This is a genomic window from Sabulibacter ruber, assembly GCF_017355955.1.
GTDB lineage: Bacteria > Bacteroidota > Bacteroidia > Cytophagales > Hymenobacteraceae > Nibribacter > Nibribacter ruber_A.
In genome coordinates this window covers 330,758-354,652 of sequence record NZ_JAFFID010000004.1, presented here as the reverse complement: position 1 = coordinate 354,652, position 23,895 = coordinate 330,758, and the positions used below count along the sequence as shown (strand labels likewise).

18 protein-coding genes and 1 pseudogene are annotated in these 23,895 nt (G+C 50.3%); 12 read left to right on the top strand and 7 right to left on the bottom strand.

Features of this window, described 5'->3' with window-relative positions; translation table 11 throughout:
- Window positions 1-12: 12 nt before the first annotated feature.
- The 3 genes from JT719_RS19560 to JT719_RS19550 form a co-directional block, all read right to left on the bottom strand.
- The gene (locus JT719_RS19560) at window positions 13-540 is read right to left on the bottom strand and encodes a gamma carbonic anhydrase family protein (protein WP_207435417.1); all 528 of its coding nucleotides are present in this window, start codon (window positions 538-540) and stop codon (window positions 13-15) included.
- 181 nt (window positions 541-721) lie between these two features.
- Entirely contained in the window at window positions 722-1,702 is a 981-nt protein-coding gene (locus tag JT719_RS19555; RefSeq protein ID WP_207435416.1) for a radical SAM protein, read from the bottom strand.
- 217 nt (window positions 1,703-1,919) lie between these two features.
- Window positions 1,920-2,516: an endonuclease III domain-containing protein gene (locus JT719_RS19550; protein WP_242693367.1), complete on the bottom strand. Its 597-nt coding sequence runs from the start codon at window positions 2,514-2,516 to the stop codon at window positions 1,920-1,922.
- A gap of 214 nt (window positions 2,517-2,730) precedes the next feature.
- On the opposite strand from JT719_RS19550, the gene JT719_RS19545 reads away from it, so the two are divergent.
- Complete coding sequence (locus tag JT719_RS19545) at window positions 2,731-3,450, top strand: MBL fold metallo-hydrolase (RefSeq protein WP_207435414.1); 720 nt, start codon at window positions 2,731-2,733, stop codon at window positions 3,448-3,450.
- A gap of 123 nt (window positions 3,451-3,573) precedes the next feature.
- Window positions 3,574-4,212 (top strand): DUF2238 domain-containing protein, encoded by a 639-nt coding sequence (locus JT719_RS19540; RefSeq protein ID WP_207435413.1) that lies wholly within the window; start codon window positions 3,574-3,576, stop codon window positions 4,210-4,212.
- Window positions 4,213-4,284: 72 nt separating this feature from the next.
- Here JT719_RS19540 and JT719_RS19535 read toward each other — a convergent pair whose 3' ends face one another.
- The 3 genes from JT719_RS19535 to accD all read right to left on the bottom strand — a co-directional run bounded on the left by JT719_RS19535 (window position 4,285) and on the right by accD (window position 6,979).
- Window positions 4,285-4,935, bottom strand: coding sequence for a hypothetical protein (locus JT719_RS19535; RefSeq protein ID WP_207435412.1), 651 nt, complete (start codon window positions 4,933-4,935; stop codon window positions 4,285-4,287).
- Between the two features lie 235 nt (window positions 4,936-5,170).
- Entirely contained in the window at window positions 5,171-5,890 is a 720-nt protein-coding gene (locus tag JT719_RS19530) for a YiaD family glycine zipper/OmpA-like lipoprotein (RefSeq protein WP_242693366.1), read from the bottom strand.
- A gap of 210 nt (window positions 5,891-6,100) precedes the next feature.
- A complete protein-coding gene (gene accD / locus JT719_RS19525; RefSeq protein WP_207435411.1) occupies window positions 6,101-6,979 on the bottom strand; it encodes an acetyl-CoA carboxylase, carboxyltransferase subunit beta in 879 nt (292 codons plus the stop codon).
- A 622-nt stretch (window positions 6,980-7,601) separates the two neighbouring features.
- Between accD and JT719_RS19520 the strand changes: the two genes are divergently transcribed.
- From JT719_RS19520 to namA, 8 genes and pseudogenes are all read left to right on the top strand, one after another.
- Window positions 7,602-8,315 (top strand): OmpA/MotB family protein, encoded by a 714-nt coding sequence (locus tag JT719_RS19520; RefSeq protein WP_207435410.1) that lies wholly within the window; start codon window positions 7,602-7,604, stop codon window positions 8,313-8,315.
- A 271-nt stretch (window positions 8,316-8,586) separates the two neighbouring features.
- Window positions 8,587-9,582 (top strand): OmpA family protein, encoded by a 996-nt coding sequence (locus tag JT719_RS19515; RefSeq protein WP_207435409.1) that lies wholly within the window; start codon window positions 8,587-8,589, stop codon window positions 9,580-9,582.
- Between the two features lie 294 nt (window positions 9,583-9,876).
- Window positions 9,877-10,341 (top strand): MaoC family dehydratase, encoded by a 465-nt coding sequence (locus JT719_RS19510; RefSeq protein ID WP_207435408.1) that lies wholly within the window; start codon window positions 9,877-9,879, stop codon window positions 10,339-10,341.
- 149 nt (window positions 10,342-10,490) lie between these two features.
- Entirely contained in the window at window positions 10,491-11,186 is a 696-nt protein-coding gene (locus JT719_RS19505) for a hypothetical protein (protein WP_207435407.1), read from the top strand.
- Window positions 11,187-12,082: 896 nt separating this feature from the next.
- A pseudogene (locus tag JT719_RS19500) lies at window positions 12,083-13,489 on the top strand (RtcB family protein).
- 3 nt (window positions 13,490-13,492) lie between these two features.
- Window positions 13,493-14,113 carry a peptide chain release factor H gene (gene prfH / locus JT719_RS19495; RefSeq protein ID WP_207435406.1) on the top strand — a complete coding sequence of 207 codons (621 nt, stop codon included), beginning with the start codon at window positions 13,493-13,495 and terminating at the stop codon, window positions 14,111-14,113.
- 111 nt (window positions 14,114-14,224) lie between these two features.
- Window positions 14,225-14,719, top strand: a complete 495-nt coding sequence (locus JT719_RS19490) for a hypothetical protein (protein WP_207435405.1) — start codon at window positions 14,225-14,227, stop codon at window positions 14,717-14,719.
- 171 nt (window positions 14,720-14,890) lie between these two features.
- Entirely contained in the window at window positions 14,891-15,958 is a 1,068-nt protein-coding gene (namA, locus tag JT719_RS19485; RefSeq protein ID WP_207435404.1) for an NADPH dehydrogenase NamA, read from the top strand.
- 84 nt (window positions 15,959-16,042) lie between these two features.
- Here namA and JT719_RS19480 read toward each other — a convergent pair whose 3' ends face one another.
- On the bottom strand, window positions 16,043-18,940 hold the full coding sequence (locus tag JT719_RS19480) for a ligand-binding sensor domain-containing protein (protein ID WP_207435403.1): 2,898 nt from the start codon (window positions 18,938-18,940) through the stop codon (window positions 16,043-16,045).
- 256 nt (window positions 18,941-19,196) lie between these two features.
- Here JT719_RS19480 and JT719_RS19475 point away from each other — a divergent pair, with 256 nt between their 5' ends.
- Both JT719_RS19475 and JT719_RS19470 read left to right on the top strand, forming a co-directional pair.
- Window positions 19,197-22,280 (top strand): SusC/RagA family TonB-linked outer membrane protein, encoded by a 3,084-nt coding sequence (locus tag JT719_RS19475; protein WP_207435402.1) that lies wholly within the window; start codon window positions 19,197-19,199, stop codon window positions 22,278-22,280.
- 11 nt (window positions 22,281-22,291) lie between these two features.
- A complete protein-coding gene (locus JT719_RS19470; protein WP_207435401.1) occupies window positions 22,292-23,875 on the top strand; it encodes a RagB/SusD family nutrient uptake outer membrane protein in 1,584 nt (527 codons plus the stop codon).
- Window positions 23,876-23,895 lie beyond the last annotated feature (20 nt).

Here is a 23,895-nt window from a genome sequence, read left to right as displayed (position 1 = left end):
GATTGGGTTGATTTACTCGGCTTGCTCCCCCTCCTGAAACCAACTGGCGTACAGCACATAATTGTCGGCGGTGCGGGCCATCTGGGCGATTTGCTCCGGGGTTAAGGCTTTCACCTTTTTGGCGGGCACGCCGGCGTAGATGTGGCCGCGCTCGCAGAGGGTGTTCTCCAGAACAACGGCCCCGGCGGCAATGATGCAATGCTCCTGCACCACGGCGTTGTCCATGACAATAGCGCCCATGCCAATGAGCACGTTATCTTCCACGGTGCAGCCGTGCACCAGGGCGTTGTGGCCAATGCTCACGTTGCTGCCAATAAGCGTGGCCGATTTCTGGTAGGTGCAGTGGATAACGGCCCCGTCCTGGATGTTGGTTTTGTTCCCGATGCGGATGCTGTTCACATCTCCCCTCACCACGGCGTTGAACCACACCGTGCACTGGTCTCCCATGACCACATCGCCTACAATAGTAGCATTAGGGGCAATAAAACATTCATGCCCCATGACAGGATGAACACCTTTTACCGGCAACAGCAACGCCATAGCTTTTACAATTAGGAATTAAGAATTAGGAATTAGGAATGATTCAAAGATAGGAAGAGTGCCTCAAAAGCTGCTCTGGTGTGGCTTCCGTTTTAAGGTTGCTTTTCTGGAAACTAGCGCAAAACGCAATCCTTTTACTTGTCTCGCTATCAACCACTTGCTACCTGACACTTGATACAAACTAGGAAAGCATCTTCTTCCAGGTACCTTTCCGGAGGTTGTATTTCAGGGTGCTGGGCAGGGCTTTCCACCAGTAGCTGTTCATCTCCACGGCAAAGCTGGGTTGCATGTAGCAGTTGATGGTGCAGCCTTCGCAGGCGGGCAATCGGCCTTCCAGGGCAACCAGCTTCTTTACTTCCTCAGACTTGTAGAGCTCGTACAGGTTGCCCGTGATGGGAAACTTCTGCGCGCCCAAATGATAACAGGGCAAGACCAACTCATTTTCCGGCGATATTACCAACGTAGAGCTGGCCGCTTTGCAAACGGGCTTGGCTATATGGTTTCCGCCGTCTTTGCGTAGCTGGATGAAGGCCTCGTTGAGGTACACCCATTTCTGCTTACTAAAGGTAGTAAGATAGTTGAGTTCATCTTCAGAGAGCTGCTCGCCGGTTTCCACCTGGTTGTACTCAAAGGCCGGGTTCAGCAGCAGCATCAGTTTATTGGGCAGGCAAATCTCGTTGTAAACCCGCTCAATCTGGTGCAGGTTGTGCTTGAACACGGTGAACAGAATATCGGGGCGTTCGCCAAGGCTTTTGGCCACTTTTATAGATTCCAGCACGAAATCAAAACAGGCCACACCGCGGCCGGTGTCGTGCTCGGTTTTGTCGGCGGAGTCCAGGGAGAAGTGCAGCATGTCTACCTTGCCCTTGAGGCGCTCGGCCCATTTGGGGTACAGCAAACCGTTGGTGGTAAGCGTGGTGATAAACCCGAAGTTCTGCGCCAGCTCCAGGAACTGATCAATCTGCCGGTGCAGCAGCGGCTCGCCGCCGGTGAAGTCAATCACGTTTACGCCCAATTTGCGCAAATCGCTCAGGTTCTGCCTCACGTCTTCCAGCTGGATGTAGGGCGAGGGCTTTTCCCAGATATCACAGAAAGAGCACTTGGCATTGCAGCGGTACGTGACGTAATAGTTACAGAGAACCGGATGTGGAATCAGACGCATAACCCAAAGGAGTAAACAAATTTCCTTGCCCCTGCAAGGTACTCAGAACATACGGAAGTTGGGTTATCTGAGGTACTAGCCTTTGCAATACCCTGCCTGTAGAGGCAAGGCAGAGCCTCCTTTCCTTTACGCCTGCCCTCTCTTCAGAGACCATCACAAAACCTGATTACAGGCTAAAACCAAAAAAACAGGTTCAAAACAAAAAAGATGTTTTTCATCAGCCAATGCCCTTTTGCCGAACCTCGGCGAAGTAATTACAAAGGTCCTGCAAGACACAGACCTCACATTTGGGGTTGCGCCAGGTGCAGATCCGCTGGCCGTGTTTGAGCATGTGCCGGTGCAGGTTATAAAGCACTGAGGCATCTTTGGGCAGCATATCCAGCAGGATTTTGTGGGCTTTGTCATGGGTGACGGTGCTGCCAATCAGGCCTACCCGCTGGCTGATGCGGTGCACGTGCGTATCTACCGGAAACACCGGTTTATGGAAATTGAACAACAGCACCAGCGTAGCCGTTTTCAGGCCCACGCCCGGTAAGGCCATAAGCCACTCCATGGCCTGGGGTACGTCCAGGTCGCGCAGGAACTCCAGCGAAAAATCTGGGTGCTCCTGCTGAATGATGCGCAGGGCTTTCTGGATGTTCACTGCCTTAGCGCCCGGGAACTCCGCCGGAGCCAAGGCCTGGGTCAGTTCCTCCACCGGGGCCGCCATCACTTCCTCCCAGGCAGGGAACTTCTCCAGCATCTGGAAGTAAGCCTTTTCTTCATTGGCGTGCGTGGTACGGTGCGAGAGCATGGTAGAGATGAGCTCGCGCATGGGTTCCCGGCGGGGATGGTTGGAAAGATGACCGAAAACTTCATTTAGCCGTATATGAACTTGCCAAATTTTTTCTTGGGGAGGAAGATGCTGATTTTCTTCAGCCATAGTTTGTTTTTTCCCCTTCTAAACGAGCCGCTTATGCTAAAGTTTACGTAACACAGTCTCTTCCCACTAACTGCGTAAGGTATGAATTAAGAATCACCAGACTACTATGAAATTTACATTCTTAGGGACAGGCGGTGCGTTTGACACGGCCTATGGCAACTCCGCCGCACTGGTAGAATTTAAGGGTAAAACCATTCTGCTGGACTGTGGCTTTACTGTCTACCCCACTCTGCGCCAGTATGAACTTACCCGCAGCATTCAGTACATCCTGATCACGCACCTCCACAACGATCACACTGGTAGTCTGGCCAATATTCTGTTACACTGCCACTATTTCAACACCAATTGCCGGCCCGTCATTCTTTACCCAGATGATGATTTCCGGGATGAGTTGTATGAGTTTCTGAGGCTCCAGATCCAGAAACCAGAGAAGTACGCAGACTTTATGCCGCTCTCAGAGTTGCCCGGAATCACGGCCCTGGACACGTTTGGGCTCCATGCTGAGCGCCTGCAAACCTATGCCTACATTTTTGAGGAAAACGGCGAGCGCCGGGTGTACTCCGGTGACCTAGGCCAACCCGATATTCTTTTTGCCAGCCTGCGGGGCATGCCACCTAAGGCCACTACCATTTTCCATGATATCACGTTCTCTGAGGAAAACGCCGGGCACACGTACTACAAGAAACTGATCCCGCTGTTACAGGAGTACCACATCTTTGGCTACCACTGTGACCCCACCAAGAACCCTGAGGACAATCCGCTGCCATTGGTGTACCACCAACCGGAGCTGATGTTGTCTTCCCTGGTTCAGGAGGCCGTACATTAGACTCAAACAAATAATTTAAAAACCTTTTACCCCTAAACACGCTTACCCAAGAGACAGCCGTACCTCCCTCATGCGGCCCTCTTACATCTGCTATTTTGCAGCGCACCTAAGACCAACCTCTGCATGGCCTTTACCTTCGCGACAGACCAGGAATTCACACACTTCCGTAAAAACCCTCTGCTCATTGCCTATGTGGCTATCTTTGCGGTGTTCTGGGCCTATACCGGCTTCCACACCCCTGATCTGAAAAACTGGTGGCTGGAGAATTCCCTTACCTTCACGGCCATCATCTTTCTGGTGTCTTTTTACAAATACTTCCGGTTTTCAGACTTCAGCTATACCTGCATGTTCCTGTTCATGATGCTGCACGTGTACGGGAGCCAATACACCTACGCGGAGAATCCCTTCGGTTTTTGGGTGAAAGACCAACTGCACCTGGAGCGCAACCACTATGACCGGTTGGTGCATTTCAGTTTCGGGTTTCTGCTGGCATACCCCATGCATGAGGTTTTCCTCCGCAAAACCAGCATGCACCCTTTCTTCAAATATGTGCTTCCCATAGATTTAACAGTGAGTTTTGGGGCGTTTTATGAGTTACTGGAATGGTCTGTAGCCGATGTGTTTTTCCCCCAGGGCGGCATGGCGTACCTGGGCACCCAAGGCGATGTATGGGACGCCCAGAAAGACATTGCCGTGGCATTGCTGGGGGCTTTGATCACCATTCTGGCCATTGTCTTCACCCGCAAAAAGCAAAGCCGCTGATCTGTTTTGCACCTGTTTTTAGAGAAACAGGCAGAAAACCAATCAGCGGCCACGCCATAAAGCAAGAGGTACTTAGTCGTACTTCACTTTGATGTCATTCCCCTCCATTTTCACCTTTCCCAGCTTGGTTTCTATCTTGGTTTCTTCTGGAGAGATCTTGATTTTGGTGTCGCCGGCAACGTATTTCACCTCCTTAGAGGCCCTGCGGTAATAATGCTGGCGCTTTTGCCAGTAGTTTTTCAGTTGGGGCAAACTCATTTGATTAGACCGGCGGGCATCTACGGCCAGTGCCTGTTGCAACTGCTTTTGGGTAGGTCTTACATACCTTTTCCGGGCAGTACCGGTTTTCTCTGAACTACCAGCCGAAGATTTAGACACGTTGGTGGTAGTCACCTTTGTGGCAGAGGAGCCACCGGTTTCATTGGCGGATGCAGTGCTACCATTAGAGGAAACACTGCGGGAGGCTACGGCTTCGTCTAAAGAGGCTGTTCCCGAAGCAGCACCAGCCTGTGGTTCACTCTGGGTTTGCCCTTCATTCAAGGCCATAGCTCCTTCCTCTGAGAGCGTGGTGTCAATCTCTAAGGTGTCTGGGGTAACCACTAGGGTGTCCTCGGTGGAAGTATCAGGAAGGGCAGCTACTGCTTCTTTGTCTTTTACGCGTTCACAACTGCCCAGTACAGACAGCAGTACTACAAGGAATAGTGATTTTACTAGGTTTTCCATCGCTACAAACCGTTGATTTCTATCCCTAAACGCGAAGAAAAGTGATAAGTTAACCTGGCACCTCCACGCAGACGCTCCCTAATGGTTTTTGAGAGGTGATTTATAGAAGCCAATACCTTTTTTGGGGTGTTTTTCTGAAAACAGAGTAAAACGTAGCTTCTGGTAGCTTTGCATACCCGGGAAACAAAAAAGGCTAGCCAACAGGCTAGCCTTTCAATGAAAGAATCTTGGTTACTTATTTGATCTCGCCACGCTCAGCAGCTTTTTTCAGTTCTTCGCTGGCGAAGATAGCTACCTCTACCCGGCGGTTTTGCTGACGTCCGGCTGCCGTAGAGTTATCAGCTACTGGCTGGGTTGAACCGTAACCGCGGGTCTGAATACGGTTTGGCTCCACGCCCAAAGAGATAGCGTAGTTGGCTACAGACTGGGCTCTGCGCTCAGACAATGGCTGGTTGATGGCATCGGTACCGGTGTTATCGGCGTGTCCTTCAATCAGGACGTTGGTACCTGGGTATTTCTTCAGGGTCTCGGCCAGTTTCTGGATATCGGCACGGGAGTTACCTTGCAGTTCAGCAGAGTTGGTGGCAAACAGAAGACCGGCGTCAAAGGTTACTTTGATACCTTCGCCCACACGCTCTACCTGGGCATTCTTCATCTCACGCTCCAATTCCTCTGCCTGCTTGTCCATGCGGCGACCAATGATAGCACCAGTGGCACCACCTACGGCTGCACCAATGATGGCTCCACGGGCTGTGTTACCAGTGGCTTTCCCAATGATACCACCCAATACCGCACCACCGCCGGCGCCCAACAGACCACCTTTAGTAGTTTTGTTCATTCCTTTTTTCTGGGTGGTTGTGGTAGTATCTGTACCAGCCGTTTGAGTGGATTTGCAGGAAGAGAAAAGCAAGCTTCCTACTAACATGGCAGTGAATGTTCCTTTCAAAAATTTCATAGTCGTTGTTTTTTGGTTGTAAACGTAGCTTAAAATTGGTTAGTATCGGAGATACATACTGAATTATCCACAAAATGTTCAGGTGTACCTTCCTGGCTAATCGTAGTGCAATAATAATCGTGCCAGACTGAAAAAAGAAAAGACCCGCCTTGCTTAGGCAGGTCTTCTGTTGTTTTATACGCTTTAATCTGCTCTCTTGGACAGAGCTTATTAGCTCCTTACCACCTCAGGCACAGGAACTTCCTCTGGCTGCAGCATAGAGATCAAATCTGAGATTCTTTTTTTCAACTCCTTGCGGTGCACAATAAAATCAAGGAAGCCGTGCTCTAACACAAACTCTGCGCTCTGGAAGCCTTTGGGCAGATCCTTCCCAATGGTTTCCTTGATCACGCGCGGTCCGGCAAAACCAATCAAAGCGCCTGGCTCAGAGATGTTGAAGTCTCCCAACATGGCGAACGAGGCGGTCACACCACCGGTGGTTGGGTCTGTGAGCAAAGAAATGTACGGAATCTTCTCTTCTCCCAGCAAGGCTAGTTTGGCCGAGGTCTTGGCCATCTGCATGAGTGAGTAACCGGCTTCCATCATGCGGGCTCCGCCAGACTTGGAGATCATGAGGAACGGAATGCGGTGGGCACGGCTGTAGTCAATGGCGCGGGCAATCTTCTCGCCTACCACTGAGCCCATAGAACCCCCAATGAAGTTGAAATCCATACAGGCTACCACCAGATCCAATCCGTTGATTTTACCGTGGGCGGTGCGCACGGCGTCTTTCAGCTGGGTTTTGCGCTGCGTGGCGGCAATGCGGTCTGGATACGGTTTGGTATCCACGAAATGAAGCGGATCTGAGGAACTCAGGTTCTCGTCCAGCTCCTTGAACTCGTTTCCGTCAAACAGAATCTCAAAGTACTCATGAGAGTTCACCCGGTCATGGAAGTTACACTTGAGGCAGGTATACAGCTGTTGCCGATGCTCTGCCGTGCTGATGACAGTCTTACATTCAGGGCACTTGTGCCACAGACCATCGGGGGTTTCTTTTTTCTGCTCCGTTGGGGTGACGATCCCTTTTTCTACTCTTCTAAACCAAGCCATATGATGCTCTAAAGGTTTTTCTTTTCAACAATGAAGCCTCCAGTAAGGAAACCGCAAGCATTTACTGATAAACGTGCAAAGATAAAAAAGAAAAGGAAGCTCCCTACTCCGGCGCGTAAAACCCTCTCAGCTCTTATCCGAGAGGTGTACCTCACTTTCAGGAGAATTGTTGTCAGAATCACCAACTGAGTGGTTCAGGGCTGTTTAAGGTACCAGGTGCGGTACCTAATCAATATACGTATTTACCCTGTTTTCCTCCAAAATCGTTGAAACTGATTTTGCCTTTCCTTCCCCATAACTCAAAAACGCAGCACTGGCTTGGTTAAAATCAGGGTACTTCCTTCTAGAACACACCTTATATAGTATTGTATTTAATCACTATGCCTACACGCAACAAAACCCTCCTTTTTTAGATTTCGCATTAAAAGGCTGTTTTTCTCATGCTTTTAATCTGCAACAGATCAAATAGTTGCCACCTGTTTAAACTTAATTAGTTTTCCTAAAGCAATTATTCTTTCTTTGCATCCGTTTCCCTAGCATGGTTCTTGCGCGAACTCACCTACTCAAGGTGTTCCTTACGTTTGTCACCAAAACCCATATATAAAACGCTAAAACCCGACCTATGAAGAAAACACGTTTCGCCTCTTCCGCCGCTGCCTTGATCCTGGGAGTAGCTGTACTTGGTTCTTGTGTCTCCTCTAAGAAATACAAGGAGCTGGAAGCAAGCAAAAATGCGCTGGAACAAGAGAAAGCTGCTGCACAGCGCAGCCTGGAACAAGCTAACGCTGATCTGCGTGACCGTGATGCCAAACTGGCCCAGTACCAACAACAGATTGCGCAGAAAGAAAGAATCCTGAACGAGCTGAGAGCTTCTGTGAACGAGGCATTGAAAGGCTTTGAAGAGCAGGGCCTTACCGTGGCAATCCGTGACGGGAAAGTGTACGTGACCATGCCAGAGAAGCTTCTGTTTGCCACCGGCAGCACCAAGGTGAATCCTAACGGCCAGTCAGCACTGGGCAAACTGGCCAACGCCATCAAATCTCAGCGCGATACCGAGATTTTGATTGAAGGCCACACCGATGACGTGGCGGTAGCTTCTGGAAACGTTTCCTACAAAGACAACTGGGATCTGAGCGTACTGCGCGCCACTGAGATCACCCGCCTGCTCATCAACAACGGCGTTCCTCCGCAAATGGTGGTACCAGCCGGCCGTGGCCAGTTCACTCCGGTAGCCATGACCCGTACGCCAGAGGCCCGTCAGAGCAACCGCCGCACCGAGATCATCCTGGCGCCTAACTTTGAGAAAATCCTGAAACTTATCCAGACCAACGGATAACTTCCCGACTCCGGACCTGATCCGAAAGACTGAAACGACAAGTATGACAAATCAAAGAAGCCGGGCGACAACCCGGCTTCTTCTGTTTTCTGCCTTTCTTGGGGAAAACAGCCCTAAAACGCTGCTATTGGTTTGGGTAGCAAGCTCAGCCGATTATCTTTGCAAACCAGCCTGGCTTTGAATACTTCTATTGCCGGGCATCTTTACCTGAGTTAACCTTATACTACTACTAACCCTAGTAAATAATTTTATCACTATATCAAGCCCCGTCATGGTAAAAAACTACTTATTCAGGTACGCAGGGGTGGCTCTTTTAGGCTCCTGCCTGCTGGGTTCCTGCACCACTACCAAGAAATACAATGCCCTTTTAGCCCAGAAAGTACGCCTGGAGCGGGAGAAAGCCGATTGTCAGAGCGCTCTTTCCAAATCAAAGAAGGAAGGTGCTGACCTGTCTAAACAAGTGGCAGACCTCACTGAGTACCGCTCCCAACTGGCCGCTGACACCGCTTTATTGGGCGGCACCCTGCGCAAAACCCAGAAACTGTACTCAGACTTAAGCGCCACCTATGACAAGCTCATTAAAAACCATGACAAACTCATGGCCAACAGCGCCCTTGAATCTTCCAAGTTATCTAAAGACCTGGCCCGCCGTGACGATGAATTGAACAAACTGAACGAGACCCTGACCAAGAACCGGTCTCAGTTAGATCAGTTGAGCACCGAGTTGAAAGCCCGCGAAGAACGCCTGAACGAACTGGAGCGCATCTTAGCTGAGAAAGATAAAGCCGTGAACGCCCTGCGTACCAAAGTAAGCAACGCCCTGCTGGGCTTCAACAGCAAAGACCTGTCAGTAGACGTGCGGAACGGGAAAGTGTATGTTTCCCTTTCAGAGCAACTGCTGTTCAAGTCTGGCTCCACCAAAGTAGATGTGAAAGGCCAGGATGCCCTGAAGAAATTAGCCACCGTTCTTAAAGACCAACAAGACGTAAACGTACTGGTGGAAGGCCACACCGATGACGTTCCGATTGCCCGTGGTACCGCCGGCATGCAAGACAACTGGGACCTGAGCGTACTGCGCGCCACTGAGATTACCCGCATTCTAACCAATGCTGGGCTGGCCGGAGCTAAAATCACTCCTTCGGGCCGGGCCAGCAACGTTCCGCTGGATGCTGCCAAAACTGCCGAAGCTCGCCAGAAAAACCGCCGCACCGAGATCATTCTCACTCCTAAGCTGGATGAGTTGTTCCAGATCTTAGAGGCCAATTAAGGTAAATAACTTTTGCAAGTTTGGTCCTGAACTTACGCCACTTGTTTTAAGGGCATTTCCTTGAAATTGGCTCAAAAACGCCGGCTCCCGTAGCCGGCGTTTTTGTTTAGCATTGGCCAGCAGCATAACTTAAGTTTCAAATAGCTTACAGTCTTCTTTCAATGACGAACTCACTCCTGCCTCGTCTTCTTGAGGGTCCTTCCATGGCAACTTTCACAAACGGGCAAAAGAACTTACCTTTAGCCACTTTAATGAAAACATCACCTTTAACCATTCTCACCAGATACAAACCTCATGAGTAAGATCATCATCCGTAGCTTTGAAGACCTCCAGAAATACGAAGGCACCGAAATGGGTGTATCTGACTATCACACCATTACTCAGGAGCAGATTAACCTTTTCGCGGATGCCACCCTTGACCACCAGTGGATTCACCTGGATGGCGAGCGCGCTAAAACAGAATCCCCCTTCGGGAGTACCATCGCCCACGGCTATTTAACGGTATCGTTACTGCCTTACCTATGGGGCCAGATCATTTCCATTGAGAACCTCAAAATGCAGGTAAACTATGAGATTGAGAGCCTACGGTTTAACCAGGCCGTGACCGTAAACAGCGCCCTGCGGCTGCGGGTAAAACTCTTATCCACCAAAGATTTGCGCGGAGTGATTAAGGCCCGGCTAGAGGTAACCATGGAGATTGAAGGCAACAAAAAGCCGGCGTTTACTGGAGTAATTACGTTCCTCTATCACTTTAATTAGGGTATACAAACTAAATATTCTAATCTCTTAGGAAGCATTGAAATCACAACTGCAGTACAGCTTCTATTTCGTTTGAATTTACATAGTATAGATTATCGTTTTTCTATATATTAGGCAATCCTTTCTATCGTCAAATTTTATAAGGCAAGATGAAAAAGTTTATTTCCATAACGGCTGGCATTGCAAGTTGCGTCCTCCTCTGCAACATACAGGCAATTGCCCAAGGAGTAGTGGTTTCCTCTGATATGCAGGATGTCCGCTACGTAGGAAAAACCTACAATGGCATCAAAGGCAGCCCGTACCTCTTACCAGACTGGGCAAACGGGAAAGTAAAATTGACGGACGGAACAGTTTATGAGGGCCTGAAACTACAGTACGACCAACTAAAAGATGAACTGATTTTCAGTTTAGAAGACAACCGCCCTAAGGCTTTCATGTACCCGGTAAAGGAGTTTACCATTAAAGATGAGAGCAACAAAGTAGTTCTTAATGAAAAGATGTTCAGAAGCGGATTTACGCCTATAGATGGCTCCACCGATAAATCATTCTATGAGATTCTGCAGGATGGCAACACGGCGCTTGTAAAAAGAACTTCTAAGAAAATTGTAGAAGAACGTGCTCCAGGTGACACCTACAAAACAAAGCAAATCAGCTCCTCTGAAAAGTATTATCTGGCCTCAGGCAACAACTTAATTAAGATTAAGAAAGACAAGAAATCTTTTTTGGAGGCTTTGCCAGACCCCAAAAAAGCTAGCCAGGTAGACAAATTCATTGCTGATAAAAAGCTAAACTTAAAAAATGAAAATGCCTTGTCTCAGGCTATCGCGTATTACAACTCTTTATAAAAGAAAAACTAAATAGAAAAGCGCTACTTAGACACTTTCTGAGTAGCGCTTTTCTATTTCTAATAATCGCCCCTTCTCTTATTTAGCTTATCTGTATTCAACACCTGTTTTCTGGAAATTAGCCCCAAAACAGGCGTCGCGTATACATTAAACCTAACCCTGCTGTCAAGCGTCAATTGCCTCAGGCTAACCTCTTCCTTAGTGTGAAGTCAGCGTTTGTTTCCTCCATTCTATTAAGAACCTGTTCAATAATATTTTCAAACTTTATTTGCCAGTATTGTATATTCAATCTAGATTTGCGCTCCTATTATTCCTCTCTTAAGTACAACCCTTAAACTACAGGAGGAAAAACCATGCTAGAAGTACGCAACATATCGCCCCTCCTGCTCATTGCTTAGTAACAGCAAGGCAACCTCTATTACCTATTTTTCAGACCTTTTCTGATAAGCTAATAGCCTCCGTGTGCTTTGCAGGCTGCTTTCCTGGCAGATGACTAATTCTTCGTTTTCAAGAAAACAGGTTTCCTGTGCCTTTCTCTAAGAAAAGAAGGAATGAGTTAATTCATCGCCCAGGTAGCACATCTCATTTTACTCTTCAATAGAGCTATCCTCTCTCCTGCCTGCTTAGGCCTGGTCACGCACTTTCGTGCCTACACCAGCGCATCAGGTGGTCTGTCTGAGTAGGTTTTTACCGGCAACGGGGCTTTTCAAAATGCCAGTAGAGGCACCTGTTTATCAATTCTGTCTAACTCCTTAACCCACTACCGCTATGTTGGTCATTCCTCAAAAATCAGCAGATCTGGTTTCAGAAATCAGTCTGTTTTCTCTAAATCAGCCGCAAAACGCGAAGGCTGTATTTTCAAAAGAAACAGATAAAAGAAGAATCAAACATCGCCTATGGGCAAATATTCTATCAAGTCGAAGGACTTAAGTAAAATCGGGTACCGCGATGATGTGGCAAGAGGGCTGGCTATGAACCTGGCCGCCCGTTATTTTAAACATACCCCGAAAGAAGAAGTAATGAAAATACTGCAGGAGGTGTTGCTGCAGCCCGAGGCCTATCGGGAGCATCCGTTCCTGGCCCCATTGGCCCTGAAACTGGCTCCGCCTCAGAAACAGAAAACCTTTACGGCACATACGCTGCTGCCAACGGCCGGACCCGTGAAAACCTACGGAAGCCAGGGCATTGAAGCCGCGGCCAAAAAGCAAATGGAGCTGGCCATGCGCTTACCGGTGGCGGTACAAGGTGCCCTCATGCCCGATGCGCACGCCGGATTCGGTCTGCCTATTGGTGGCGTGCTGGCCGTGGAGAACGCGGTGCTGCCGTACGCAGTGGGGCTGGACATTGGCTGCCGCATGGCGCTTTCCATTTTCGATCTGCCGGAGCGGTACCTGCAAAGCAACACTTACCAGCTGAAACAAGCCCTGAAGGAATTCACGCACTTAGGGATCACCGGCGGACTGGAGTTTGCGCAGGAACACGAGGTGCTGGACCGAAAGGAATTCAGGCAAACTGAGTTGCTCCGGAAACTGCATGGCAAAGCGATGAGACAATTGGGTTCCTCCGGTGGAGGCAATCATTTTGTGGAGTTCGGGCTTATTGAGATGGCCCAGAACAACAGCCTGGGCTTACCGGCTCAGACGTACGTGGCGTTGCTGTCGCATTCCGGCTCCCGCGGGCTGGGAGCTGCGGTGGCCAAGCATTACACCAACCTGGCCGTGGACACCTGCAAACTTCCCCGCGAGGCGCAGCAACTGGCCTGGCTCTCCCTGGACAGCGAGGCCGGGCAGGAATACTGGCTCAGCATGAACCTGGCCGGCGATTACGCCCGCGCCTGCCATGACCGCATCCACCTGAACCTGGCCAAAGCCATCGGGGAGAAGCCATTGGCGCGCGTTGAGAATCACCACAACTTCGCCTGAGAAGACACCCTGCCCAGTGGCCGCAACGTGATCATTCACCGCAAGGGTGCCACACCGGCCCATGCGGGTGAGTTGGGCATCATCCCCGGCAGCATGACCACGGCAGGCTACCTGGTCAGCGGCAAAGGCTGCGCCGATGCGCTGTATTCTTCCTCGCACGGGGCGGGCCGCAGACTTTCACGCGGCAGGGCCAAAGAAAGCTTAACCATGTCAGCAATGAAGAAGGCGGTTGCGGGCGCAGGTGTCATGCTCATTGGGGGCAGCACTGAGGAATTTCCGCTGGCCTACAAAGACATTGAAGCGGTGATGCAGGCACAGACCCTGTTGGTTGACATTCAGGGCAGGTTTCTGCCGAAGGTGGTACGCATGAACAAAGAATAGCCCATGAGAGACATGGAAATGATCATGCAAATTACCTCGGGCCGAGGGCCTGAAGAATGCTGGCGGGTGGTAGCCCGGGTGCAGGAAATCCTGTTCAAAGAAGCCCATACGCAAGGACTGCAGGTGCAGGTCCTGGAATCAGTGCCGGGCCATTTGCCTAACACGTTGCTGTCTTCCTTGCTTCTGGTGAAAGGCCCAGCGGTGGCTCAGTTCCTGAAGCAGTGGCAGGGAACGGTGCAGTGGATATCGGCCAGCCCCTTCCGGAAGTACCACAAGCGCAAGAACTGGTTTATAGGCATTCAGGCGATTGACACCGCACAAGCTTTTACCTGGCAAGAGCAGGATGTGGTTTATGAAAGCATGCGAGCCTCCGGACCGGGCGGTCAGCACGTGAACAAGACCGAATCTGCAGTGCGGGCCAGGCACCTGCCGTCGGGCCTTGCGGTGGTAGCCTCGGAAAGGCGTTCGCAGCACCAGAACAAAACCGAGGCCCGCGAGCGCTTACAGGAAAAGCTTCGGCACTGGCACCTGCAGCAGGCGGCTCAACTAGCCCGGGACCAGTGGGAACAACACCATTCCCTGGAAAGAGGAAACGCCATCAGGACATTTACTGACAAGCTGTAACAGAATTGCCGGCGAAGCGCCTTCTCTGCTTTTCCGGCAATTTTTCTTTGCAGCCTATCAAACTTCTTCTCTCGTTTTGTATTTTACCTCCTCTACTAAACCCAAACCCCAATGAAAAAACTTTTCCTCCTGCTGGTGCTAAGCGTGTGCACCCTCACCGTGTTTGCCCAGGAAGTGCCCAACTACTCGTCTGTCTCGCTGGCGGCCAAAGAAGATTACGCCAAAGCCGAAAGCACCGTCCTGCAAGCCGCCAACTACCTTGTCTCCACTCCTTTTGACAAGAGTAATCCAGAGCGCCTCCGGGCCATGCAGTTTATTTTGAAATGGATGGAAGGCACCCCGGATTTCACTTTCCAGATTGACGAAACCCCGGTAAAGATCTCCAGCGGTAATTCTGACCTGCTGGGAGTATACCTGGCCTGCGCCTCCAAATTCTGCATTGAGAACCGCAGCATGGCCAAGGATGCAAAAGCCGTCAAGCTGAATGCGCTGAAAACCCTGGTGACCTACAGCACCAACCCCGCGTACAAGGTGAAGCAAACCGGCGAGCTGAAGAAAGTGATCAAGGCCTCTGAGAAAGGCGAACTGGAGCAATACGTAGGTTAATCTTACTTAAGAACTATGGCAGGGAATCTGTTTTAGGATCGTTTTTCAGAAAACAACCCTAAAACAGATTCTTCATTTCAGGCCTCACCAGTCGGGGTGGTATTCACAGACCCTTGACAAACCCTTAGGCACCAGAAGAAGTATGAAAACTTGGCAACAGAAAATAAACCTATGAGCACTCTATTCACTCCTCTTCAGATTAAAGGAATACGGTTGAAGAACCGGATTGTGGTATCTCCCATGTGCCAGTACTCCAGCCAGGACGGGTTTGCCAATGACTGGCACTTAGTCCATTTGGGCAGCCGGGCGGTGGGCGGAGCCGCATTGATTATTCTGGAGGCAACCGGCGTCTCGCCCGAGGGGCGCATCACACCACATGATCTGGGCATCTGGAAAGACGAGCACCTCCCTGAATTGAAGCGGATTGTCAACTTTCTGGAGGCAAACGGCTCGGTGCCGGGCATCCAGCTGTCGCACGCCGGCAGAAAAGCCAGCCATCGGTCTCCCTGGCAAGGCGGCACTGCCCTGCATCCCGGCGAGGAAGGCGCCTGGACCACCGTGGCGCCCAGCGCCATTCCGTTCCAGGAAGGCGGCATCACGCCGGTTGAACTGGACGAGGCCGGCATTCAGAAGGTGATCTCAGATTTCAGGGATGCAGCGGTGCGGGCGCTGGAGGCTGGCTTTAAAGTAGCCGAAATCCATGGGGCCCATGGGTATCTCCTGCACCAGTTCTACTCGCCGCTGAGCAACCACCGCACCGATGCCTACGGCGGAAGCTTTGAAAACCGCATCAGGCTGTTGTTAGAGGTGGTAGACAGCGTGAAAGAAGTTTGGCCCGCAGACTACCCGCTGTTTGTGCGCATCTCCGCCACCGATTGGGTAGAAGACGGCTGGACCGAAGAAGATTCTGTAAAACTAGCTCGGATTCTGAAAGAAAAAGGTATTGACGTGATTGACACCTCTACCGGCGGCAACGTGCCTAAAGTCCGGATTCCCATTGCGCCTGGGTACCAGGTGCGGTTCGCGGAGAAAATCAAGAAAGAAACCGGCATTATGACCGGAGCCGTGGGCCTGATCACCACCCCAAAAGAAGCGGAGATCATTGTTTCCTGCGGCCAGGCAGACCTGATCCTTTTAGCTCGTGAATTCCTGCGTGATCCTTACTTCCCGCTTAGGGCCGCCAAAGCCCTGGGAGATGACATAGAGTGGCCGGTGCAGTACCAACGCGCCAGGAATTAACTTACCTTATTGCTTTACCAAGAGAAACAACACCGGGCGTTTTAAGGCTGATTTTCATTAAACAGCCTTAAAACGCCCGTTGAGCTAAAACTTCAGCATGAAATCGGTGAGGTTCTCGCTGCGGTCCAGGTGGAGCCTTTTGCGTAGCCGGTACCGGCTGATTTCCACACCCCGCACCGAGATGTTCAGCAACTGGGCAATGTCCTTGGTGGTGAGGTTCAACCGCAGGTACGTGCTCAGCTTGATTTCCTGGGGAGTGAGATTAGGGAAATGCTCCTGCAACCGATGGATGAAGTCTCCGTGCACGTGGTTGAAATGCAGCTCAAACTGTTTCCAGTCCACCTCGCTGGTAATGTTCTGGTCAATGCTACGGATGATCTTCTTGAGTTCCTCCTGCGGAGCGGTCCGCCCGCCGTTCTTCAGAATCTCCTGCAGTTCCAGTTTCACATTGTTCAGCAGCTCATTCTTATTGATGAGGTGAATGGTGGAATAGGTCAGCTCCCGGTTTTTGTGGTCCAGCTCGGCCTGAAACTTCTCGTTGCGCAAGCGGTCAATTTCCTGTTCGCTCTGGTTGGTGATCTGTCTGATTTCAATTTCTTTCTGCCCCAGTTTCCGCTCCTTATCCAGCAGAATTTTGCGTTTCTCCAACTTAAACCGCTTGTCTACCTGATAAAAAGCCGCCCCTAACAGGCACAATCCAAACAACGCGTACACGGCGTAGGCCCAGGTACTGCGGTAGAACGGAGGATTCACCACAAACTTAAAGGCTTTGGCCTCGCTCACCATGCCGTAGATATTGCGGGCCCTTACCAGGAACACATATTTCCCTTCGGGCAGGTTGGTGTATTCTTTCTCGGTTCTGGTGGTCCATTCAGACCAACGGGTGTCAAAGTTCTTCAGGAAGTACTGGAACTGCGTTTTCTCAGGTTTTTCGTAAAAAGAGGACGCATACACAAACCGCAGCGAGTTGAACGCATACGGCAACTTTGTATTGGAAGCATTATCCAGGCGGCGCCCTGAAAGAAGCAGCGAATCGGCCTCGTTGGAAATGGTTAACACCCGGGCCAAACGGGTATGGAACGGCACCATGTGCTTGGTTTTAGCCGCGTTGTAGTGAATGAACCCTTCTTTGGCCCCAAACAAAACGTTGTTCATGTCCAGCACCTGAATAAAGCTGAGGTCATCGTTCAACTGCTCTCTCAGGTTCTGGAAAAGCCGGTCTTCCATGGTGGGCTTTCCAAACTTATCAAACGTGATTCTTCCTACCCGCTGGTCTGAGATGAAATAGATGTTTCCCTGCACATCTTCTTCCATCTCAATGATGTGCTCAGTGGGGGCAAACAAGTCTGAGTACTGCTTGTCCTTTATAAATCTGTCCTGGGCCGGATCAAACCGGTACACGCCGTACAGGGCGGGGAAAATCAGCTCATTCCTTATTTTCTCCATGTTCACCAACTGATCTGAGGGCAGCCCGTGCCTGGAGTTATAGAATTTCACGGAGACTATGTTCTCATAATTCTGGTCAAACCTGACCCGGAAGATGCCTTTGTAGCCGTGGGCCATCCAGAGCTCGCCGTTTTTGTCAAACTCCAGCACCCTGGAAGACTCCTCCAGGCCTTTATATTTCTTCAGGTAAGAAAAGCCTTTTTCTGTGGCAGAAAGCAGAATAATGCCTTTATAGGTACCCATGATCACTTTACTCGGTTGGTTAGGAACAGGCACAAATTCCCAGGCCCCACTCTCCGGCGCAATGAGGTTCGCCTGCCCGTTTTGGATCACGTACGGACCGTTATGGTGCCCCAGCAAAGTATGGCTTCCTATCTGATTGAGGTTATAAACCTGTCCCGTACTGTTTGGCACCAGGGAAAAGCTCTTTTTTGGGGAAGATAGCCCGGAAACGAAGAGGCCGCTGTTAGTACCCAAATACAAGGCGTTGCCTTTCTGCAGGGCGGCATAACCGGTGCCGGATAGCCCTGCGGTGCCATCTAACCGGCTGAACGGCGAGCTCAGTTCTACCATGGAAATCCCGTTGTTCATGCCCAGCCATAGATTATCCTGGGTATCCTGGTAAATAGAATGCACGGTATTATCCAGCAGGCCTTCCTGCCGGGTAGTGTTCAGCAAGGGCCTCCCCTTGTTATCCATCACCACCAAGCCCTTGTTTTGGGTAGCAAGGGCAAAATTGCCGTCCCTCAACAGAACCGCCTGGTTGATGATCAGGCCACTGTACAAAGGATTTGCGGGCAACTGGAACGGGGTTACCGTGTGCCGGTCATAGAGATACACCCCGTCTCTGATGGTGAAAACCAGAAGGTTGTTTTCATCATACGGGAGTATGGAAGCAATCTGGCGGTTGGCGAAGAACTCACCTCCCGGCAGCAGACGCAGCCTGTTGTTCTCCAACAAGGAAAGGCCTTTCCCCCAGACCAGCGAGTAAATCTCTTTGTTCACCTGAAAAGAGAACTCCAAAGGGTCTTTAGGAGCGATTACCTGAAGAGGTTTGCCCGGCACGTAGGCATAGATATTCTTAAAAGTAAAGAAGTAGATACGCCCGTTTTGCTCATAAATGCGCCACACCTCGTCAAAGTTGCGGTACTTCAGGGGTAGGCTGTCGGCCAGGGAGAAATACTGCAGAATACCTTGCTTGTCTGGCTGGAAGTACCCAAAATCTGCCTGACTCCCTACATAAATTCTATCATCTCCGCCCACATATACAGACCGCACTTTGGTTCCTCTTTTAGGGGAATACAGGCTCCAGGTGGCCCCGTCAAATTCTACTAAACCAAAGTTGTTGGCTATGTAAAGCAGCTCCCGGTCGTCTTGCACAATGGCCCAGCTCTGGATGCCTCCCTTAAACTCCTCTGGTTTGAAATTACGGATAATAGGATTGCCAAAGAAGTACTGCTGCGCCTGACTTGTTGAGGTTATCACTCCCAACAGGAAGATCAGAATCAATCTCATCAAAGCCTCTCTTTTCAGCATGACAAATACAAGTTTATCATATTAAAGATTAAATATAATGATGTAATTAGAAAAAGTTAATTTTACAGAGTTTATTTTTATAAAAACAGCACAAGTACCTCATTTAAGGGTTTTTACCGATCCTGATGTAATCCTGATGTAGTGGGTTGTACCCAACTGATGTAGTATTGATGTATTCTCAGGTTAGGTAAAAAGCACCCCTACCGCCTACTTTTATCTCAGCATACATGCTAAACAAATTAATCACACCTAACACATGAAGAAAAAACTACTAACACTCTTGCTGTCTCTCTTCTGTGGGATAGCGCTAGCCCAGACCACAATCACTGGGCGTGTCACCTCGGCCCGGGGCGGGGAACCACTCCCCGGCGTGAGCGTGGTGGTGAAAGGCACCACCGCCGGCGCCTCCACCGATGTAGACGGCCGATACCAGATTCAATCTCCCGCTAACGGCACCACCCTTGTTTTCTCTTATATAGGGTATCTTTCCAAAGAAGAGCCTATCAATGGCAGAACCACCATCAATGTGGCGCTGCAAGATGACCAGCAGGCGCTGGAGGAAGTAGTGGTAGTTGGGTATGGAACCCAGCTGAGAAGAGAAGTATCTACCGCTATCTCATCCGTTACGGCAGAAGAAATTACCCAAACCCCCGTGACCCGAATTGAGCAGGCGCTTCAGGGCCGCGTTGCTGGGGTACAGGTGACCAATGTTTCTGGTCAGCCGGGCGATGCTCCTACGGTGCGCATCCGGGGGATTGGCTCTACCGGTAATGCCAACCCTATCTATATAGTAGACGGTTTTCCGGTGGGCGGCATTGATTACCTGAACCCCGGCGACATTGAGTCTATTGATGTCTTAAAAGATGCGGCATCTGCGGCCATTTACGGAGCCCGGGGCGGTAACGGGGTAGTGATCATCACCACCAAACAAGGCAGAAGAGACGGCACCATGCAGGTATCTTATGACGGATACGTGGGGGTGCAGAATCCTTGGCGCAGACTTGAATTACTCAATGCACGCGAATACGCCACCATTATGAACGAAGGCGCTGCTAATGCGGGTATGGCTCCTCCTTTTGCAGATCCTAGCATTTATGGCGAAGGAACAGACTGGCAAGAGGCTATTTTTGAGAAAAACGCCCCCATCCAGAACCACCAGATTACCGTAACGGGCGGCACTGAGAAATCAGCTTATTCAGCGGCCCTTTCCTATTTTGACCAGGATGGTATTGTGGGAGGTGACAAATCTAACTTCCAACGCTACACTGCCCGGGTGAACGCCGACAATCAGGTGAAGACTTGGTTGAAGTTTGGAACCAACTTGTCCTATACCCATATCAAGAGAAGATCCTTTGACCCTAACCAGGAGTTTGGTGGTATTTTGAGCAATGCCCTGAACATGGATCCCTTGACTCCGGTTTATGAGACAGATCCTGAAAAACTGGCCCAAACCACCTACACCCTGAACCCGGTAGTAAGAGACGGTAACGGAAACGTGTTTGCCATTTCGCCCTACGTTTCACAGGAAGTGGTTAACCCTCTGGCCCGTCTGCAGGTCATGAACGGCCTTACCAACGTAGATAAGTTTGTAGGTAACCTTTATGCGGAGGTGAAACTTCTGGAAGGGCTTACCTTCCGTTCTACCCTGGGTATTGATTTGGCCTATGTGGTTTCCACTAACTACAACCCTGTTTATTACCTGAATGCGGCCCAGCAAAATGCAACGGCTCTGGTTTCTAGAGGAACAGACCGGTACTACACCTGGCAGGCAGAAAACTATTTCAACTACAACAAGACTTTTGGGGAGCACAGCCTTGGCTTAACAGCGGGTACCTCGGCCCTCAAGTCACGCAGCGAGGGATTGTTTGGCTCTAATACAGGGCTGGTAACCACAGATCCAAACATGGCTTATCTGAACCTGGCAGTTGGAGCGGGAACAGCCCGTGCTACCGGCGGCTTTGGTGAGAGAACCATTCTTTCCTTCTTCGGGAGAGCAAACTATGCCTACAAAGGCAAATACCTGCTCACTGCTACTCTGCGGAGAGATGGTTCTTCCAGATTTGGCCGGAACAACCAGTTTGCCACCTTCCCTTCTTTCTCTGCCGGTTGGGTTCTGTCTGATGAGCCTTTCTTCCCTCAAGGCAACCTTATCAGCCTTGCTAAAATCAGAGCATCCTGGGGACAAAATGGTAACGAAGAAATTGGTGGTAACTACCCATGGGCCGCACAGATTGGTGTTGGCAGAGGTTACACCTTTTACAATGGAGGCAGCTCTATTGGTTATTTGAGCGGTGCCGCTCCCTTAGACGCCCCTAACCCTGAACTGAAGTGGGAAACCTCAGAGCAGACCGACTTAGGTATTGATCTGGCTTTCTTCAACAACGCACTGTCTATAACGGCAGATTACTACATTAAAACCACCAAAGGTCTGTTGGTAAGACCACCAATCCTGGCACACACCGGTTACAACGCTCCCTTTGTAAATGGCGGCGAAGTGAAAAACTCAGGCTTTGAGTTTGCGGTTACCTACCAGGGCGACATCAGCAACTTTGGCTATAACGTTGGCCTGAACGGAAGCTTCAACAAAAACGAGGTTACTGCCATCAACAACGCAGAGGGCATCTTAACCGGAGCCAACTTCATTACTTACGGTTTGGCCTCTCAAAGCAAAGTAGGCTTACCTATTGGATACTTCTACGGCTATAAAACAGCTGGTATTTTCCAGAACCAAAGAGAAGTAGAAGCCCAGACCTTGCAGCCAAACGCTGTTCCTGGTGATGTTCGCTTTGTAGACGTAAACGGTGATGGCGCATTGAACGGAGCTGACCGTACCATGATCGGGAATCCTACTCCTAAAACAGTTCTTGGTTTAAACCTGGGCTTTGATTTCAAAGGATTTGACATGAGCGCCTTCTTCAACAGCGCTTTCGGCCATCAGATTTTCAATGGTACCCGCCGCTATGACATCGTGAGAGCCAACCAGCAATCAAGATTCCTGAACCGCTGGACCGGCGAAGGCAGCACCAATGAGTTCCCAAGATTCACCTGGAACGACACCAACGGAAACTACACCCGAGTTTCTGACTTGTTCATTGAAGACGGAGACTATGTACGCCTGAAAACTTTGCAGCTGGGCTATAGCCTTCCGGCCGGGGTGCTTTCTAAGATCCGCATGCAGAAGTTACGTGTCTATGTTTCTGCCGACAACCTGATCACTTTGACAGATTACTCTGGATTTGACCCTGAAATTGGAGCCAGAGGCAGCTTAGACATTGGGTTTGACCGCGGGGTATATCCGCAGTCTAAAACGTTCAGACTTGGAGTTAACGCCACTTTCTAAAGATTTCAAAAATGAAAAATATAGTTAAAAAGACTTCCACGCTTCTACTGACCGGCCTCCTGTTGGGAACTGCCACCAGTTGCGATGATTTCCTTGATTTAAATCCTAAAGACACCAGAACAGAAGACAACTTCTATAGAACCGAGGCAGATGCCACCGAGGCGCTAATTGGGGTATATGACGTGTTGCAGTGGAATACGGTAAGCGGCTTCCACCCTACCCCCATGGTAACGGATATTCTGTCTGATGACGCGTACTCTGCGGGGCAGCCTAGTTCAGAACCCAACTTGCTTCAAATGGACCGTCACCAGATCCTAACCACCAACGGAGAGGTGTATGGGCTCTGGCGGAAACACTTCATTGGCATAGCCCGGGCAAATACCCTCCTGAGCCGCATGCAGGACATCAATGCCTCAGAAGATTTCAAGAGAAGAACCATTGCCGAGGCTAAGTTCCTGAGAGCTCACTTCTACCTTGACGCAGTACGTTTGTTTGAGAATGTGCCATTGATCTTGGATCCGCTTGCGCCAAGTGAGTACAACCAGCCCCAGGCCACTCCCAAAGCAGTGTATGACCAGATTGCTTTAGACTTAATGGAAGCCATGCCTGATCTGCCTGCGTCTAACCTTCGCACCAGCATGGGCCGGGCCACCAGATGGGCTGCCAAGGCTTTATTAGCTAAAGCGTACCTGTTCCACAAAGGAGTTTACAACCAGGATCTGCAAGCGGGCAGTACTGCCATTACCGCCCCAGTGGTTTTGCAGCACCTGAACGACATTATTACCTCTAGTGGCCATGACCTGCTGCCTAACTATGCAGACAACTTCACCAGAGCCAATGAATTCAGCATTGAATCTGTGTGGGAAATCTCTTACTCAGATGAAAACCCGTGGTTTGACTGGGGTTATGTGCAGGGCGGAGAAGGCAACATGCAACCGCAGCAACAAGGGCCAAGAATCAAGAACACGGCCATAGAGAATTACCTGGCCGGCTGGAGCACCGGAACTCCTACCCAGGAGCTGTACGATGCCTTTGAAGACGATGATCCGCGCCGCGATGCTACCATCCTGGCCGAGACAGAACTGGTAGGCGGAAAAGACAACCTGAACATCGGTTACCAGCACACCGGATATTTCAGCCAGAAGTACACTACCTCTAAAGAGTATGCACCTTCGGCCGGTCAGCTTGAACTGAACTGGGGCAACAACTACCGCGCTATCCGCTTCTCAGATGTATTATTGATGGCCTCTGAATTAATGCTGATGACCGGTACCGGCGATGCCCAGGCTCCACTAACCAGAGTAAGAGCGCGCGTTGGTCTTGATCCGGTTCCTGCCACCCTGGACAACATCTTCAGAGAACGCCGGGTAGAGCTGGCCCTGGAAGGTCACCGCTATTGGGACCTGCTGCGCCAGGGAACTGCCGCAGCCAACATGGCCATCACGGTAAACAGAAACACCCTGCCAGAAAACTATGAGGGTGTTACCAGTGACTTCAACATCCAGTTTAACACCGCCAGAAGAGGCTTCTTACCAATTCCGCAGAGTGAGATAGACCTTTCGGCAGGGTTGCTTAAGCCAAATCCCGGTTATTAATTCTAAGTTTCTAATTGAAC